This window comes from Planococcus wigleyi (assembly GCF_014836985.1).
GTDB lineage: Bacteria > Bacillota > Bacilli > Bacillales_A > Planococcaceae > Planococcus > Planococcus notacanthi.
In genome coordinates, this window is the sequence record NZ_JACSPU010000001.1 from 554,455 (window position 1) to 570,565 (window position 16,111).

Annotated in this window: 15 protein-coding genes and 1 tRNA gene; 12 read left to right on the forward strand and 4 right to left on the reverse strand. The window is 45.5% G+C overall.

The window, feature by feature from the left end; translation table 11 throughout:
- Window positions 1–7 precede the first annotated feature (7 nt).
- From H9630_RS02430 to H9630_RS02455, 6 genes are all read left to right on the forward strand, one after another.
- Window positions 8–592 carry a phosphatidylglycerophosphatase A family protein gene (locus tag H9630_RS02430; RefSeq protein WP_191713890.1) on the forward strand — a complete coding sequence of 195 codons (585 nt, stop codon included), beginning with the start codon at window positions 8–10 and terminating at the stop codon, window positions 590–592.
- Between the two features lie 128 nt (window positions 593–720).
- Window positions 721–1,704, forward strand: a complete 984-nt coding sequence (locus H9630_RS02435) for a TAXI family TRAP transporter solute-binding subunit (RefSeq protein WP_191713891.1) — start codon at window positions 721–723, stop codon at window positions 1,702–1,704.
- A 78-nt stretch (window positions 1,705–1,782) separates the two neighbouring features.
- On the forward strand, window positions 1,783–2,307 hold the full coding sequence (locus H9630_RS02440; protein ID WP_191713892.1) for a DUF1850 domain-containing protein: 525 nt from the start codon (window positions 1,783–1,785) through the stop codon (window positions 2,305–2,307).
- Window positions 2,297–4,330: a TRAP transporter permease gene (locus H9630_RS02445; protein ID WP_191713893.1), complete on the forward strand. Its 2,034-nt coding sequence runs from the start codon at window positions 2,297–2,299 to the stop codon at window positions 4,328–4,330. Before H9630_RS02440 ends, H9630_RS02445 begins: the two co-directional genes overlap by 11 nt.
- A gap of 481 nt (window positions 4,331–4,811) precedes the next feature.
- A complete protein-coding gene (locus H9630_RS02450) occupies window positions 4,812–6,071 on the forward strand; it encodes a Y-family DNA polymerase (RefSeq protein WP_191713894.1) in 1,260 nt (419 codons plus the stop codon).
- Between the two features lie 10 nt (window positions 6,072–6,081).
- Complete coding sequence (locus tag H9630_RS02455) at window positions 6,082–6,444, forward strand: YolD-like family protein (RefSeq protein WP_191713895.1); 363 nt, start codon at window positions 6,082–6,084, stop codon at window positions 6,442–6,444.
- 281 nt (window positions 6,445–6,725) lie between these two features.
- Here H9630_RS02455 and H9630_RS02460 read toward each other — a convergent pair.
- From H9630_RS02460 to H9630_RS02470, 3 genes are all read right to left on the reverse strand, one after another.
- Window positions 6,726–6,798: transfer RNA gene (locus tag H9630_RS02460), tRNA-Val, on the reverse strand.
- A gap of 184 nt (window positions 6,799–6,982) precedes the next feature.
- Window positions 6,983–7,714: a thermonuclease family protein gene (locus tag H9630_RS02465; protein ID WP_191713896.1), complete on the reverse strand. Its 732-nt coding sequence runs from the start codon at window positions 7,712–7,714 to the stop codon at window positions 6,983–6,985.
- A gap of 192 nt (window positions 7,715–7,906) precedes the next feature.
- Window positions 7,907–8,050 (reverse strand): hypothetical protein, encoded by a 144-nt coding sequence (locus H9630_RS02470; protein ID WP_191713897.1) that lies wholly within the window; start codon window positions 8,048–8,050, stop codon window positions 7,907–7,909.
- Between the two features lie 115 nt (window positions 8,051–8,165).
- Between H9630_RS02470 and H9630_RS02475 the strand changes: the two genes are divergently transcribed.
- The 6 genes from H9630_RS02475 (at window position 8,166) to H9630_RS02500 (ending at window position 14,398) form a co-directional block, all read left to right on the forward strand.
- The gene (locus H9630_RS02475) at window positions 8,166–9,089 is read left to right on the forward strand and encodes a Gfo/Idh/MocA family protein (protein ID WP_191713898.1); all 924 of its coding nucleotides are present in this window, start codon (window positions 8,166–8,168) and stop codon (window positions 9,087–9,089) included.
- 64 nt (window positions 9,090–9,153) lie between these two features.
- Window positions 9,154–10,542 carry an aldehyde dehydrogenase gene (locus tag H9630_RS02480; protein WP_191713899.1) on the forward strand — a complete coding sequence of 463 codons (1,389 nt, stop codon included), beginning with the start codon at window positions 9,154–9,156 and terminating at the stop codon, window positions 10,540–10,542.
- A 335-nt stretch (window positions 10,543–10,877) separates the two neighbouring features.
- Window positions 10,878–11,576, forward strand: coding sequence for a response regulator transcription factor (locus tag H9630_RS02485; protein WP_191713900.1), 699 nt, complete (start codon window positions 10,878–10,880; stop codon window positions 11,574–11,576).
- The gene (locus tag H9630_RS02490) at window positions 11,560–12,930 is read left to right on the forward strand and encodes a sensor histidine kinase (protein WP_191713901.1); all 1,371 of its coding nucleotides are present in this window, start codon (window positions 11,560–11,562) and stop codon (window positions 12,928–12,930) included. Before H9630_RS02485 ends, H9630_RS02490 begins: the two co-directional genes overlap by 17 nt.
- Entirely contained in the window at window positions 12,930–13,631 is a 702-nt protein-coding gene (locus H9630_RS02495; protein ID WP_191713902.1) for a PepSY domain-containing protein, read from the forward strand. The genes H9630_RS02490 and H9630_RS02495 overlap by 1 nt, the downstream gene beginning before the upstream one ends.
- A 110-nt stretch (window positions 13,632–13,741) precedes the next feature.
- The gene (locus H9630_RS02500) at window positions 13,742–14,398 is read left to right on the forward strand and encodes a PepSY domain-containing protein (protein WP_191713903.1); all 657 of its coding nucleotides are present in this window, start codon (window positions 13,742–13,744) and stop codon (window positions 14,396–14,398) included.
- A 73-nt stretch (window positions 14,399–14,471) separates the two neighbouring features.
- On the opposite strand, the gene H9630_RS02505 is transcribed toward H9630_RS02500, so the two are convergent.
- Window positions 14,472–16,046 carry an ATP-binding protein gene (locus H9630_RS02505; protein ID WP_191713904.1) on the reverse strand — a complete coding sequence of 525 codons (1,575 nt, stop codon included), beginning with the start codon at window positions 16,044–16,046 and terminating at the stop codon, window positions 14,472–14,474.
- Window positions 16,047–16,111: the final 65 nt, after the last annotated feature.

A 16,111-nucleotide genomic window follows, 5' to 3' on the forward strand; every position in this document is an offset into this window, starting at 1 on the left:
TTTGATTATGGATGGCGGAAGATTTCGAGTACATTCGGACGAAGTGACGAAAGCGACGCACGAGGCGTTGGAGCGAAGAGGCGTCACCAATGAAGACATAGCTAAAATCGTTTTGGATATGCAATTGCCTTTCAATGAAGGACTGACAATTGAACATTGCATGGAATCCGTTGAAAGTGTTTTGCGCAAACGTGAAATGCAGCACGCCCTGCTTGTGGGAATTGAGTTGGATGAATTGGCAGAACAAGGGAAGTTATCCCGTCCACTCCAGCAGATCGTAGGAGCAGACGAAGGGCTTTTCGGGGTCGATGAAATGATCGGTTTAGGTGCAGTATTGACTTATGGAAGCATCGCTGTAACCACATTCGGCCATTTGGACAAAAACAAAACTGGAATTATCCATAAGCTTGATACGAAATACGGCGGCCAAGTCCACACATTCCTGGATGACCTGGTAGCTAGTGTTGCGGCATGTGCATCGGCACGGATTGCCCACCGGACGCGTGACCTTGAAGAACAGGGGCGGACTTTTGAAGATCTGGCGCCGGGAGAAACAACTCCTGAAACTCATGTAGAAGGTGCTGAAACTTGATTCGAGTTTTCTAAATGTTCTCTATGTAAGCGGTTGTATTTCCTGAAATGCATTGAAAGTAGTAAGAAAGACATGCTATTATGAAAAGGAAACACAAAATACGAATTGAGCAAAGGGGAGGTCACTTTATGTTGAAGAAGAAATTTGGTTTATTTGCTGCAGTAACTCTTGCAGGATCTGTATTTTTGGCAGGCTGTGGAGATGACGCAGCAACAGAACCCGAAGGAGAAGGCGGTGGCGGGGCTTCTGATCCCGAATTCCTCAGCATCTTGACGGGCGGAACAACAGGAACATACTATCCGCTTGGCGGCGCGATGGCTACGATCGTTGAAAATGAAACGGGCTTGGACACCACTGCTGAAGTTTCCCAGGCTTCCGCTGCAAACATGACTGCACTTGCTGATGGAGCGGCGCAGATTGCGTTTGTTCAAACGGATACAGCCTTCTACGCAGCTGAAGGATCGAACATGTTCGAAGGGGAAAAGATTGATACCGTTTCCGCTATCGGTGCGCTTTACCCGGAAACCATCCAATTGGTCACAACTTCAAATTCAGGAATTGCTTCTTTTGATGACTTGGCTGGGAAGAAAATCTCTGTAGGTGCCCCTGGATCTGGGACTTATATTAATGCTGAACAATTACTGGAAATCCATGGCATGACGATGGAAGACATCGATGCTCAAAATCTTGATTTTGGGGAATCACAAGAAAGCCTGCAGTCAGGACAAATTGATGCGGCATTCATCACTGCCGGGACACCGACAGGCGCTGTTGAAAGCCTTAGCGCAACTTCAGACGTAGTGATTGTACCTGTCGAACAGGATAAAGCGGATGCATTGATCGAAAAATATCCTTACTATGCAAATGATGTTGTACCATCCGGCACCTACGGATTGGCTGAAGAAGTTCCGACTGTTTCTGTATTGGCTATGTTAGTGGTACAGAACGAACTTTCAGAAGACTTGGTGTACGACATCACTAAAGCGATCTATGAAAACACAGATCAAATCCAGCACGCTAAAGCGGAATTGATCAAAGCTGAAACGGCTCTTGATGGAATCGGAATCGATATCCACCCTGGAGCACAGAAGTATTTCGACGAAGTAAAGTAATTGAATGAGCGAACAACTGACGGTAAAGCGAAAGCTCTGCCGTCAGTTCTTTGTTTTCAAGATGGAGGAGAATGGACGATGCAGTTCCCCCGGATACAGAAGTTTCTTCCGTTAATGATTGCCCTCATCTTAATCAGCTCCTTAATCGCATTCACCCCATTCCAGAAGAATTATGTGTTTATCGATAACGAGACTGAAAAAATAACGGCTTATGTGCCGGTCAAAAGCCGGTTTTTCCAATTGATCTATACCCATTCGATCCATTTGTCAGAAGTCATTGAAAGTTATAAAGTGATCGAGGATAACGCTTTAATGATGATAGAGCTTGAATATGAAGATTTTAATATCGGCATGCCCTCAAATGCAGGAGAAGGCGAGACCTTTGTCGAAAAGGACGGTAAATACTTTATCAAGAATATGACAAGGGAACTGCCCGAATTTCGGCTGTTCGTCGGAGATGTGGATGCCGGTTTATCATTCAGTACAAAAGGACAGAAGATGGATTTGAAAAAAACGCTTGAAAGAGGGAAGTCGTATACTTTTAGGGTAGAACGCTTATCCCTTTTTCAACTAAGACAAGGAGTGAGAATTGATGAGCGATAAATTGTCTCCAGAAGAACGCGAACAGCAAAAGCTTCCGCCGGAAGATGAATCTTACATCTCGGAAGAAAAACAGAAGGAAATTCTACAGAAATACGATCCTGAATCCAATACGCGGGATTTAAGCGGAATCATTAAGCATGTGGTCTTTTTCGGGTTATTAGCTTTTTCTTTATTCCAGCTTTATACCGCTATTTTCGGCCAATATACTGCTTATATTCAGCGGTCTGTCCACTTAGGGTTTGCATTATCTTTGATCTTCATATTATTCCCAGCCAGAAAACGCAAAGGAATCCGGCATAAAGTGGCCTGGTATGATTATATTCTGGCGCTGCTTTCAATTGGCGTAGCTGCCTACTGGCCGATCATGTACGACGATTTGGTGTTCCGTCTCGGACGGGTCACTGAACTGGATTTGATTGTCGGGATTTTAGCGATCCTGCTGACGCTTGAAGCAACTCGGCGAGCCGTGGGTATGCCGATTACCGTCATTGCCAGTTTATTTTTGGCCTATGCCTTTTTCGGGCCTTACTTCCCGAGCTTCCTGCGCCATAGAGGACAGGATCTGGATTCAATCGTCCAGCTCATGTTCTATACCACAGATGGAATACTGGGAACGCCAATCAGCGTTTCAGCCACCTTTATCTTTACGTTCCTGTTGTTCGGGTCGTTCCTGGTGAAGACCGGAGTCGGACAGTATTTCAATGATTTGGCTGTATCCTTGGCCGGTCATTTGACTGGGGGGCCTGCGAAAGTGGCCATCTTCTCCAGTGCGTTGCAGGGGACCATTTCCGGGAGTTCTGTAGCCAACGTAGTAACTTCAGGTTCCTATACTATTCCGATGATGAAAAAACTGGGATATAAGAAGGAATTTGCCGGAGGCGTAGAGGCAGCAGCTTCGACAGGCGGACAATTGATGCCGCCGATCATGGGTGCTGCAGCCTTCCTGATGGTGGAGTTTATCGGAGGAGTTACCTACTGGGAAATTGCGAAAGCTGCTGCAATACCGGCTCTTTTGTATTTCACAGGAGTTTGGATCATGACTCATTTTGAAGCCAAGCGGATTGGACTGAAAGGCCTTTCGCCTGAAGAAATGCCAAACCGCAAGGAAGTTTTGAAAAAGATTTATCTCTTGCTGCCGATTATCGCCATCATCGTTTTCTTGTTGATCGGCATTCCAACCATGCAGGCAGCACTTTACGGGATTCTGTTGACGATTTTCGTCAGTGCTTTTAATAAAGAAACACGCTTGAACTTCAAAGATATCATTTTAGCGCTTGTTGATGGGGCACGAACGGCTTTAGCTGTTGCAGCGGCAACAGCCGCCGCCGGAATCATCGTCGGTGTCGTTGTGAAGACCGGCCTTGGCCTGAGTCTGGCAAATGGTCTGGTTTCAGCTTCAGGTGGAAATATCCTGCTGACCTTGTTCTTCACCATGCTGGCAGCGATTGTTCTCGGAATGGGGTCACCGACAACTGCCAATTATGTCATCACCTCTACGATAGCGGCACCAGCCATTATCACGTTATTGATGATGGATGAGCCGGTTGGAGCGGCAGTACCGCTGGTGGTCGCTTTATCTGCCCATCTATTCGTGTTCTACTTTGGGATCATTGCCGATATTACACCGCCTGTTGCGCTTGCAGCATTTGCAGCTTCAGGGATTTCAGGTGGCGAACCGATCAAGACTGGTTTTATTGCAGCCAAATTGGCGGCCGCCGCGTTTATCATTCCGTATATGTTTGTGTTGTCACCCGCTCTGCTGATGATCGATACCACTTGGCCTGAGCTGATCTGGGTACTGATTACAGCATTGACAGGGATGATTGCCATCGGAGCAGGATTGATCGGTTATTGGTACCGCAAGCTGAACTGGCTTGAACGCATCCTGGCATTTGCAACCGGATTAGCTTTGATTTATCCGGAGGGCTTGTCTGATACGATTGGTGCCATTGCCTTTGTTATTCTATTTGGAATCCAGTGGCTGGCGCGCGATAAAAAGCCTGCCAAAACTGTAGAAGCATAATAAACTATGAAAAAACCGGTCGGGCTGATGCCTGGCCGGTTTTCTTTTGGCTAAAAAACGAAAAAAGCCATCACCCGAAGGCGATGACTTTTTCAAAGCAAACTTTGTTCCTAAAGCTTGCAGTGGGTTTGGCACCCATTGATTCCTGCGAATCCGGAACAGCAATTTCCAACTGTTTTCCGGTGCGCTGATAAGAATGGTGGATGTCAAATCTTTTACTGCACTTATCATAATACGCATACCGGCAAATGTAAAGTTGTTAGAAAATTGAATGATCCATAAGGCGGGGCATTCAATTTTTTTAAATCTTTTTTATAGTTGAAGCATAGAAACGGTTGGATTTTTTTAGAATATCGCTTTTGCTATGCAGTTCAGATCCAGTGAACCGCATGGCAGAAGTTTATTTTTTTAAAAAGGATTGCCGTTACGATCATCGTGGTATAGAATAAGAACATACGTTCCCTTTCGAGAGGTGAGAGTGATGAAAGCACTTGAATTGCCAGAACGTCATATCTTTTGTATTGATATGTGCAGTTTCTATGCCAGCGTCTCGGCGGTAGAACTGGGACTCGATCCGTTGGAAGTTTGTCTTGCAGTGGTGGGAAACCAGGAACGGAAAGGAAGTGTGGTTTTAGCGGCATCGCCTATGATGAAAAAGCGTTTTAGTGTGAGAACTGGCACACGGCTTTTTGAAATTCCGAACCATCCGGATATTTTGCTGATTGAGCCTAAAATGAAGCTTTATTTGGAAAAATCGATGGCCATTACTGAGCTGTTGGGCAGCTACGTGCCAAAAGAATCGATTCATGTTTACAGTGTAGACGAGAGTTTTATTGAACTGACAGGGACAGAGAAGTTGTGGGGGCCTCCTGAACAGACAATGCGCCGCATCCAACAGGAATTGCTGGACTGTTTCAAACTGCCTTCTTCGGTGGGGGGAGGGCCAAATATGCTGCTGGCAAAGTTGGCTCTCGATTTGGAGGCGAAAGAAACGGGTTTTGCCAATTGGACATATGCCGATGTGCCGAAAAAGTTATGGCCAGTGGCGCCTCTCAGTAAAATGTGGGGCATTGGCTCTCGGATGGAAAAAACCTTAAACAGCATGGGGATTTTCTGTATTGGAGATTTGGCCTGTACAGACGTCTCTCTTTTGGAGGAGCGCTTTGGGATTATGGGCAATCAACTCCACCAACACGCCAATGGCATCGACTTGTCGGATTTAGGTGCGCCTTTGGTGGAGGGACAGGTCAGTTACGGAAAAGGACAGATTTTATATCGCGATTACATAGAAGAAAAAGACATCATGACGATTATTCTGGAAATGTGTGAAGATGTTGCGATGCGTACGCGTAAAGCTCACCGCATGGGGCGGACAATTCACTTGAGTGTTGTTTACAGCAAGTCCGTATTCGGCGGCGGATTCTCCCGTTCGCGCTCTATTGACGAAGCAACGAATGATACGCTGAAAATTTATCGCGTCTGCCAGGAGATTTTTCATGAGCATTTCCAACATAAACCGGTTCGCCAGATTTCGTTGTCCATCAGCAATCTGGAAGAAGAGTCGTCGATGCAGTTAAGTCTGTTCGATGAAAGGAAGTTTGAAAACAGGCGCTTGGGGAGTGCCATGGATGCCATCCGGAAAAAGTATGGCTATTCGGCTATCTATCGGGGCATCTCGGGCACACAGGCGGGCACCGCCATAGCGCGGACAAAATTGATCGGCGGACACAACAAAGAATAGGGGTGGTCCGATGAAACGCAATAAGTATTTAAAGACAGTCGGCGATATTAAAGATCGCGGGAACATTAAATGGACAGCCTTGATGCTGCCGGAACATGTCGAAATGATCCGGGAATGGTACGAGAAAGACGAACAAGTGCCAAAACCCGAGTTGAACGGAGACGACTTGCAGTTGATTCAGGAAGAGATGGAGATTGCGCTGAAGCGGCAATGCGAAGTTCTCATCCGCTGCTGGAAAGATGGTGCCATCGAGGCACACAGGGGGACGATTAAAAGCATTGATGGGAAAACTCGAATGTTGATTTATGAGGATCCATTCAAGCAGCGCAGACTGCCCGTGGATGAAATCGTGTCGATTGTGATGGTGGATTAAACCGGCAGGCATGGCCTAAAAAAGTGACAAAAAAGGATGATAAAATGAAACGGATGAATTTGTATTTTTTTGGTGAAGAGCACATAAGTTTTCAAGATGGCTTTTATTTTTACGGGATGAACTTACTGGGGATCGCCTTGCTGTTTTTGATGCAGTTTTGATGTTGAAGATAAAGATGAATAGGATTTCAAATTTGGTGCGGGAGCTTTATGCATCCCGTTTTTTGTGATACAAAAAAACCGCGCAGCCTAAATGGCTGTGCGGTTCTTCATCGTACTATATGATTCCTACTGGGCTCGAACCAGCGACCTCTACCCTGTCAAGGTAGCGCTCTCCCAGCTGAGCTAAGGAATCTCAATTTCCAGGACAAATATAAGTATAGCTTGTCCACGGAAAAAGTCAATAGTTTTTGGAAAAGAAAAATAAGCGCTGTATTTCCCTTTATCCGTCCCGCCCGGAGCACTGTCAGGGCATGCGAAAATACGCTGCATTTCATCGACGACACAGCCCGAAGAAGGCCCCATAAAGAACTGTTGTCCTACTGTCCAACCCCTCTGAAACCGGCGTCTTGCGCTTCTTGTTCTGTACAGAACCATTCTTCGGGATTGGTTTGTTCATAAGAAGAATCACTCGGCATGTGATAGATTTTATTGCCGTTGCGGTTGATATTTCCTTTGATTTCACAATCACCGTCTATTGGCTCTTCAGTGGAAGGACGGGCATTTCCGGAAGATTCCTGTCCAAATGCTTCTGAATTGAAGCCCCGGTCGGTGGAATAGTTTTCGTATTGCCAAATTCCTGCTTCCTCATCTTTGGCGATTTGCTCCGCTTTTTCAAAATCATCCAGGTAACGGGTATTTGGAGGGAAGACATAGGCAACCCGGGCCAGTCCAGACTCCAGCATCTGTTCCTGAACACTTTCGCCATCGACGTAGATATAAGCCAGCAAGCGGTCATAATCGTCAAAACGGTCGCCGACGTCAAACTCGATCGAGACATCGCCTGATTCGATCAGCCGTTTGTTTTCTTCTGTCGCTTCTTTGCCAAGAGGCTGTTCACCCAAGCGCGGGTGATTGGTTTCCGGCGTATCCATCAACAAGTAGCGGACAGTGACTTCTTCGCCTTCATAAATGATTTTTATGGTATCGCCATCAATGACCTGCGTCACTTCCACATCGATCCGGTCGGTTGTGCCGGATGTATCAGTCGATTCCAGCATGCCGCATCCTGAAAGAAAGAATAAGGCCAGCAGCATAAGTTTTAGTTTCATAGGATCCCTGCTTTCGTTTCCATTATTATATGGATAATTAGGCTTTCTGGCAATGCGACAGCGGTTTGCGGATTTGGGTTCAGCTATAACTGTCCGGGAAATTTGCATAATAAAACGCCTCGATCAATTGTAAATTGAACAAGGCGTTTTCTATGTATTGCAGCGGCAAAAGTCGTGTGTAAGTTTCAGCAATTAAAAAGCTGACTCCGTCTGATTTGAAGTTTCTTCATAGTATAAAATGGATTCTTCCGTAACGCTTTCTAACTTTTCTTTATTGACGCCTACTTCTAATTGTCCTGTGAAAATAGGCTCCCACCAATTCGTTTGTTCATTCATGTTGTTTCCTCCTCAGGATGTAATGGTATTGTTTGACTATTCTATACCCCTAAAGGTTACACTGATAAACACAGAGCATAAAAAAGCCGAAAGGCCATAAAAGGGGAGATTTTTTATGATTTCAATTGGCATCATTGGAACAGGAATTGTTGGTGAACGCATCATCAAACAGCTTCAGCAGGAAAAACAAGTGGAAATAAAAATGGTCTATGACCAGCAGGCAGAACGCCTCGAAGAAATCAGCGAAGCCTATGGAATCCCTGCAGCAAAATCAGTAGAGGACGTGTTGCATTCAGATATCAATTGGGTATATATTGCGACACCGCCCGCCTTTCATTCGGAAATCGCTGAACTGGCAGCCAGTGCGGGCATCAATATCCTCTGCGAAAAACCGTTGGCTCATGACGTGGAAGATGGCGAAGCAATGGTCAAGTCTGTTGCAGACAATCGTGTGCAGACGGCCATGCATTTCCCGCTGATGTATAAACCGGAAATCCGCGAAATGGCCAAGCGCATCAAGAACGGACAGATTGGAAAAGTGGTACGGATCGAGCTCCAGACATTTTTCCCGGATTGGCCGAGGTTGTGGCAACAAAATCCATGGATTGCTTCAAGAAGCCAAGGAGGCTTTGTCCGTGAAGTCTTTCCCCATTATTTTCAATTGATGAACCGTCTTTTCGGTGAGTTGTCGTTTACTTCCCATCACATCACCTATCCGGAAGACGCAGAAAAATGCGAAACGGGATTGATTGCGCATGGCTTGACTCAAGAACAAATTCCGTTCTTGTTGACGGGAATCAGCGGCATCGGCCAACAAGAGAACTTGCAGTTTAAAATATACGGCGAAACTGGAGTTCTGACATTGGAGAATTGGTCGGATCTTTATGAATCAGAAAAAGGCCAAGAGCGGCGATTGATCAGTGGATTTGAAAATGTACCATCACTTTTCACAGAAATGGATAGCCAATCGACTCTTTTGGTTAATTTTGAAGAAGGCCTGGTCATCCAACGCTATATCGATTATTTATTGACTGAATAAGTGTTCATTTTTTGAATTCAAGAACTCCATTGGTATAATGAAAACACTTGAGGGAGGTTGGAAAATGAATTTTACAGCAAATGACGTAGAACAGATGATTGAAGAACAACGTGATTATTACTATACGGGTGCCACAAAATCAACGGACTTTCGGATTGAACAATTGCATCGCTTGAAAAGCGTAATCCAATCCCATGAAACCGACGTAATTGAAGCTTTGAAGAAAGACCTGGGCAAAAGTGAATTTGAAGCCTATGCAACCGAAGTAGGCTTTGTGCTCGACAGCATCGGCAGCATGGCGAAAAATTTGGAAGACTGGATGAAGCCTGAACAAGTCAAGACGCCGATTCATCTTCAGCCGTCGAAAAGCTTTGTTATCCGTGAACCATACGGCTCTGTCCTGATCATCGGTCCTTTCAACTATCCGTTCCAATTGGTGATGGAGCCATTGATCGGGGCTATTATCGGCGGAAACTGTGCAATGGTCAAGCCATCTGAAGCAACGCCTCATGTGGCGAAAATCATCCGCACCATTATTGAAGAAACGTTTCCTGCCTATTACATTCGTGTGGTTGAAGGTGAACGTGAAGAAGTGACGGCGTTGATCCATGCTTCATTCGATTATATTTTCTTCACGGGCAGCGTCAATGTCGGGAAAGTCATCATGAAAGCGGCATCGGAACGTTTGACCCCTATAACTTTGGAGCTTGGCGGCAAAAGCCCGGCAATTGTAGACCAGACGGCGAACTTGGACCTGGCTGCCAAACGGATTGCCTGGGGCAAACTGATGAATACCGGCCAGACCTGTGTAGCGCCTGATTACATTTGTGTGCATGAATCGGTTAAAGAAGAATTCCTGAAAAAATTAACGAAGACGATACAGAAGTTTTACGGAAAAGATGCGCAGCAAAGCAAAGATTACGGGCGCATTGTCAATACCCAACATTTTGACCGCTTAGCGGAAATTGTGAATAAGGAAGCTGATCACGTCATTTACGGCGGCAAAATGGACCGTGATGATTTGTATATCGAACCGGTTCTTTTGGACAATGTCAATTGGGACAGCCCATCGATGGAAGATGAAATTTTCGGACCGGTTTTGCCGATCATCACATATACGGATCTTCCATTGCTGTTGCGCCAAATCCGTAAATTGCCGAAGCCTTTGTCGGCGTACTTGTTCTCTGAAAACGACCGTGCTGTCCGGTTCTTCCTGGATCAATTGCCATTTGGCGGCGGCTGCATCAACGATACGGTATCGCATGTGGGCAGCTCGTATTTGCCATTCGGCGGCATCGGTACATCGGGAGTTAATTCCTACCACGGAAAATCCAGTTTTGAAACTTTTACACATGCCAAATCGATTCTCAAGAAATCAACTAAATTATCAACGAACCTGGTCTTCCCGCCTTATAAAAACAAAGCGAAGTGGATCAAAACAGTATTGAAATAAGCGGCCTTCGGGTCGCTTATTTCTTTTTTGTCTACTTGGTTGCGCTTTTCGTAGTGTCCAGACTCCAACAGCCAGCCCCTCGAGTCGCTTCAGCCTTCCCGACAATGGCAAAGAACGCCATTACCAGGAAGGCTTCCAGCGCTTGTCGGAGCTAAACGGCTGCTTGCGCTTTTCGTGATATCCAGACTCCAACAGCCAGCCCCTCGAGTCGCTTCAGCCTTCCCGACAATGGCAAAGAACGCCATTACCGGGAAGACTTCCAGCGCTTGTCGGGGCTAAACGGCTGCTTGCGCTTTTCTTAAATCTGCTATTATAAGTATCAAGAGGTGATTGTAGTGGTAGAACGCATTTTAATTGTGGAAGATGAGAAAAGCATTGCACGTGTATTGGAATTGGAATTGAAATTTGAAGGATATGAAACAGGGGTTGCCCATACAGGATCAGAAGGATTGATTCAATTTCGGGAAGAGGACTGGGATTTGGTGCTGCTCGATTTGATGCTGCCGGAAATTCATGGACTGGATGTCTTAAAACGAATCCGTTCTTCTGATGCAGCGATTCCGGTTATTTTATTGACGGCTAAAAACGATGTGAAAGATAAAGTGGCCGGATTGGATTTAGGGGCAAATGATTATGTCACCAAACCTTTTGAAATAGAAGAATTGTTGGCCCGGATCCGTGCTTGCTTGCGCTTGGTGAATGGCAATGGCAATTCTTCACTGCATCGTTTTCATGAGCTGGAGATGAATGAAAGCACGCGTGACGTAACACGTAACGGCCGTGCCATCGAATTGACGCCGCGTGAATTTGATCTTTTGCTGTATCTGATTAAAAATCCACAGCAGGTGCTCAGCCGCGAACAAGTGTTGAATGCAGTGTGGGGCTATGATTATTACGGCGACACCAATGTCATCGATGTCTATATCCGTTACTTGCGGAAGAAAGTGGACGCTGGTGAAAGCTCGACTTACATCCAGACGGTTCGCGGAGTCGGCTATGTCTTGAAGGAGCAAGGCCATGAAGCTGAAAAATAAAATTCACATTTCCTCCACTTTACTGATGTTGGTTATTTTGCTTGTACTGGCTTTTGTCATTTATTTTTCATTCAGCCAATTGACGTATTCATCGGAAGTCAATCAACTGCAGTCAGAAACAAACGCTCTTGTGGCTAAATTCAATGAAACTGAAACTTCAGATCCAAGCAATGTACTGCGAGCGTATGTGCCTGTCAACGGACTTGTGAAGGTCACAGTTCCAGAAGGCAAGCAGCCTTCACCTATCCAATCTCCGACAGTGACTGTGAAACTTCCTGCAGAGTTGGAAGGCCAGTCGGGAACAGTGAAAGTGGATGACGAGCGCTTTGCGTATGTAAAAGCACCGATTATCTGGACAGATGGCCAAGTGGCGGAAGTGACGGTCGCGCAGTCATTGCGGGAAACGACCAATAACTTGAATACGCTTCGTTTAGTTTTGATTGCGGGAACTTTGCTCGCGATGATTCCAGTTGTCATTTCCAGTGTCGTTCTGGGGAAAATCGTGACACAGCCGATCACCAACTTAACGAATACCATGACACGCATCCAGCGCAATGGCCAGTTTGAAAGACTTCCGATAGAAGGGAAGTCTCAGGATGAATTGACGCAGATGGGCAACACCTTCAATGAAATGATGAGTCTATTGGAAGAAAACTATTCCAAGCAGGAAGAGTTTGTTTCGAATGCATCGCATGAACTGAAGACACCGCTGACAGTCATCGGAAGTTACGCCAAGCTGCTGCAGCGGCAAGGCATGCAGGATGAAAAAATTGCGGAAGAAAGTGTGGCCGCCATTCGTGCAGAAACCGATCGCATGAAAGCGTTGATCGAGCAATTGCTGCACATTGCGCGCCGAAGCGAATCCCAGGTGGAGTGGACACAGGTGGATGCACTTGACCTATTGGAGCAGACTGTGACAGCCATGAACACTTCCTATGACCGTGAATTCAAACTGATCACAAGTGAGCAGTCTCTGCCAGTCGTCACCGATATTGCAAAATTCAAGCAATTGCTGTATATCCTGTTGGACAATGCCCGAAAATACAGCTCGGAAAAAGTAGAAGTGGTGGCCAGAAAGAATGGCGACACCATCATCCAGGTTCGCGACACGGGAATCGGCATTCCAAAAGAAGCTGTGCCCTATGTCTTTGAACGTTTTTACCGGGTGGATAAAGCCAGAAACCGTGAAACTGGCGGGTTTGGTTTAGGGCTCTCGTTAGCGAAGCAACTAGCCGATTCCTTGAAAGTCCGAATCGAGCTGGAAAGCATTGAACAGCTTGGTACGACAGTATCCATCATTTTCTCAGAGAATTTTAATGTTGATGAAGTACACTCGAAGCAGGAGGGATTGTGATGCGAAAATGGATTTTGATGGCGTCAGCGACAATCTTGTTTGGAGTGGGGGTTTTGGCTTTTCTTCTGTTTCCTCGTTCTGGACCTGATATTTCAGCAAAGCAGGCCAATGAAACCGTAATCAGCCTGTACGGGGGGGAAGTAGAACAGACTATAGAAGAAGGTGATGCTTACCGGGTCGAATTCGTGCGGCCGGATGGACGTTATCTAGCTTTGGTCAACCGTCAGAACGGGCAAGTGGAGACCATGGAATTGCTTCATAAAACAGAAGCGGTCAAGGAATTGACGGAACAGCAAGCACGGGAAATGGCGTTGAAGAATGCTTCGGGTACGATTGACGGCATCAACTATAACAAAGAGCGCAATGAATACGAGGTCAGGGTAAAGGAAGAAACCCAAGTTTCGACGGTCATCTTATCTGCGGAAACAGGAGAGGTACGGAAAATCAGCCAGGAGCCGATTAAAGCGGCACCGCCTGCAGAAGAACCGGAAGCCGAACCTGAAAGGATCATTACAAGAGACGCCGCGATCAAACTGGCTAAAAAAACATTGACCGGCGAAGTGCAAGAAGCTGAGTTTGTAGAAACTGGAGACGGCGGGTATTACTTGGTTGAAATTGAGAATGAACAGACTGACCAGGAAGCAACAATCCAGATTCATGCGATCCGAGGGGATACCATGACCGTTGAGTGGGACGATTGACTCTGTGAACACTATCATGGATTTCTCATCAAATTCTCATAAACCCTTAATCTTCTGCTCAGAACAGAAGGTTATTGTAAGAGTAACAACAAATGAGGAGGAGAAATTACATGAAGAAATTAATTTACATTCCAGTCGCAGCAGGGGTTTTAGCTTTTGGGGGCATCGTTTTGGCTAACTCGGAAACGCCGGCAGCCAATCCGGCAGCCAAAACCGGAACGGTGACCAACGAAGTACAGAAATCATCAACACCTGAAGAAATGCTCAGCTTTGAAGAAATCTCAGCAAAAGCATTGGAGTTGGCAAGTGGACGCATTACTGATATCGAGTTGGACAAAGATGACCGTAGAGCTCATTACGAAGTGGATGTCGACTTTGAAGGGTATGAATATGATTTTGAATTCGACGCCTACACAGGAGAAGTGCTGGAACATAAACGCGAAAAAGACAGAAATGATGATGTAAAGCAATCCAGCACAGCAGTTTCACCGGCAAGCACAAAGACAGCAGACAGCAAATCAGGAAATCAGGCAGTTTCAAACAAAGACTTGATCGGTTCGGATAAAGCAATTGAAGCGGCTTTGGCGGTCGTAAGTGGGACTGTGGAAGGATTTGAACTCGAAATGGATGACGGATTTGCTTATTACGAAATTGAAATCAAAGATGGACGCTCAGAACATGATGTCGACGTCAATGCAAAAGACGGTTCTATCTTGAAAGTCGATTCGGATTTTGATGATGATGACAGCGATGACGACTGGGATTGATTACAGCATGCATCTGAATAACAGGCTGAAATAGAAAAGACAGGAAGGGAAATCGATCCCTTCCTGTTTTTGTTTAGGTCGTTTTTATAGGCAAAAGAATTGTGGCGGTTGTTCCGACGCCTTCTTTACTCGATATCGTCAAGGAACCTTTGTGTTCTTGGATAATCTTTTGGGAAACAATCAATCCGAGGCCAGTACCACTGGCTTTAGTGGTGTAAAAAGGTTCGAAAACTTCTTCCAGATCCTGTTCAGCAATCCCAATCCCCGAATCTTTGAACCTGATGGATAACATGGAATCAGCTTCGGCTTGCAGTGAAATCTCGATTTCGCCAGGCTGTTCCATCGATTCCACAGCATTTTTCAATAAATTGATAAAGACCTGCTTTAAATGATGTTCTTCCCCATTGATTTGGAAATCCTTGTCCCATTCCGTCTTCAAAATGATGCCGTTCAGATTGAGCTCTGAACTGAAGAGCAGCAAAATATCATTCAGTGTTTGCTGAACGCTGAAAATCTTCAATGTGGCAGCTTGAGGTTTAGCGAGAACTAAAAATTCACTGATGATCAAATTGATCCTGTCTATTTCAGATAGAATCAATGCTGTATATTCAGGAAAGAGATGCTTGGGATCCTGATGCATCATTTGGACAAATCCGGAGACGACGGTCATGGGATTCCTGATTTCATGAGCCACCCCTGCAGCAATTTCTCCAGCAAGCTTGAGTTTTTCAGATTGCAATATCAGCTTTTCAGATTCCTTTTGGTAGCTGATGTCACGGGAAATGATCGAAGTAGCAATCACCTCATTGGAATCATCAAAGATAGGCGACAGCGTGACCTGTGCATGAAAGCGGCTGCCGTCTTTTCGGACATCTATCGTTTCCAATAAAGAATAGCTTTGGCCCTGCTGGACTTCCCTGGTACGGATTTCCGCTTCTTTTTTCATATCCGCTGGGTAAAGCGGCAAGGTTTTGCCGATGCATTCTTCCGAAGGCCATCCGTATAGTTCTTCAAAAGCGGGATTGACAGCAATGATTTTATTAGTTGAATCAAAAACAGCAATCGCATCTTTGGCATTCTCGAAAAACAAATGCAGGTAGCCTTCTTTTGACAACAGCGCCTTTTCCATCGATGCATTTTTTGATTCCAACTGTTTTAGGTAATGGCTGAAATAGATGCTGTCGAGCAAAGTAATCGACAGAATTGCGATGAAGAACATGATCATCGATAGTTGGTTGTAGGGCAGCGGAGCTCTTACGGCAAAGCGGTCAAAAACAGTCAAAAGCAGCATGAATTCTGCAGATGTGAGCAGTGCCAAGATAACGATCGGCTTTGTGTCGTTATATAAGGCGGAGGCAATGATTGGCACCACAAAAAAAATAAGGGTGATGGAAGACAAAGATTCGAAGTTCAAGATGAATACATATAAGTTCATAGCTAAAAGAACCATGAATTGAAGCGTACGATCGTTTACTTGGGCAACAGCCAGGCTTAACAATACGGAATATGAAATAATTCCGAATATGGGGGAGACGGTGGCTGTGTTCATTTCCACTAATTGGTTAAGCAGAAAATGGAAAATACTCGCAAATCCGTACAAGTGGATAAATAACTGGTTTCTTCTGTGTTTGATGACATTGCTTTCCATTGGACACCTCGAGGTTTATGCTTATAAACTATAGTATGTTGAACTATTCTTTCCGGTTTTCCGGC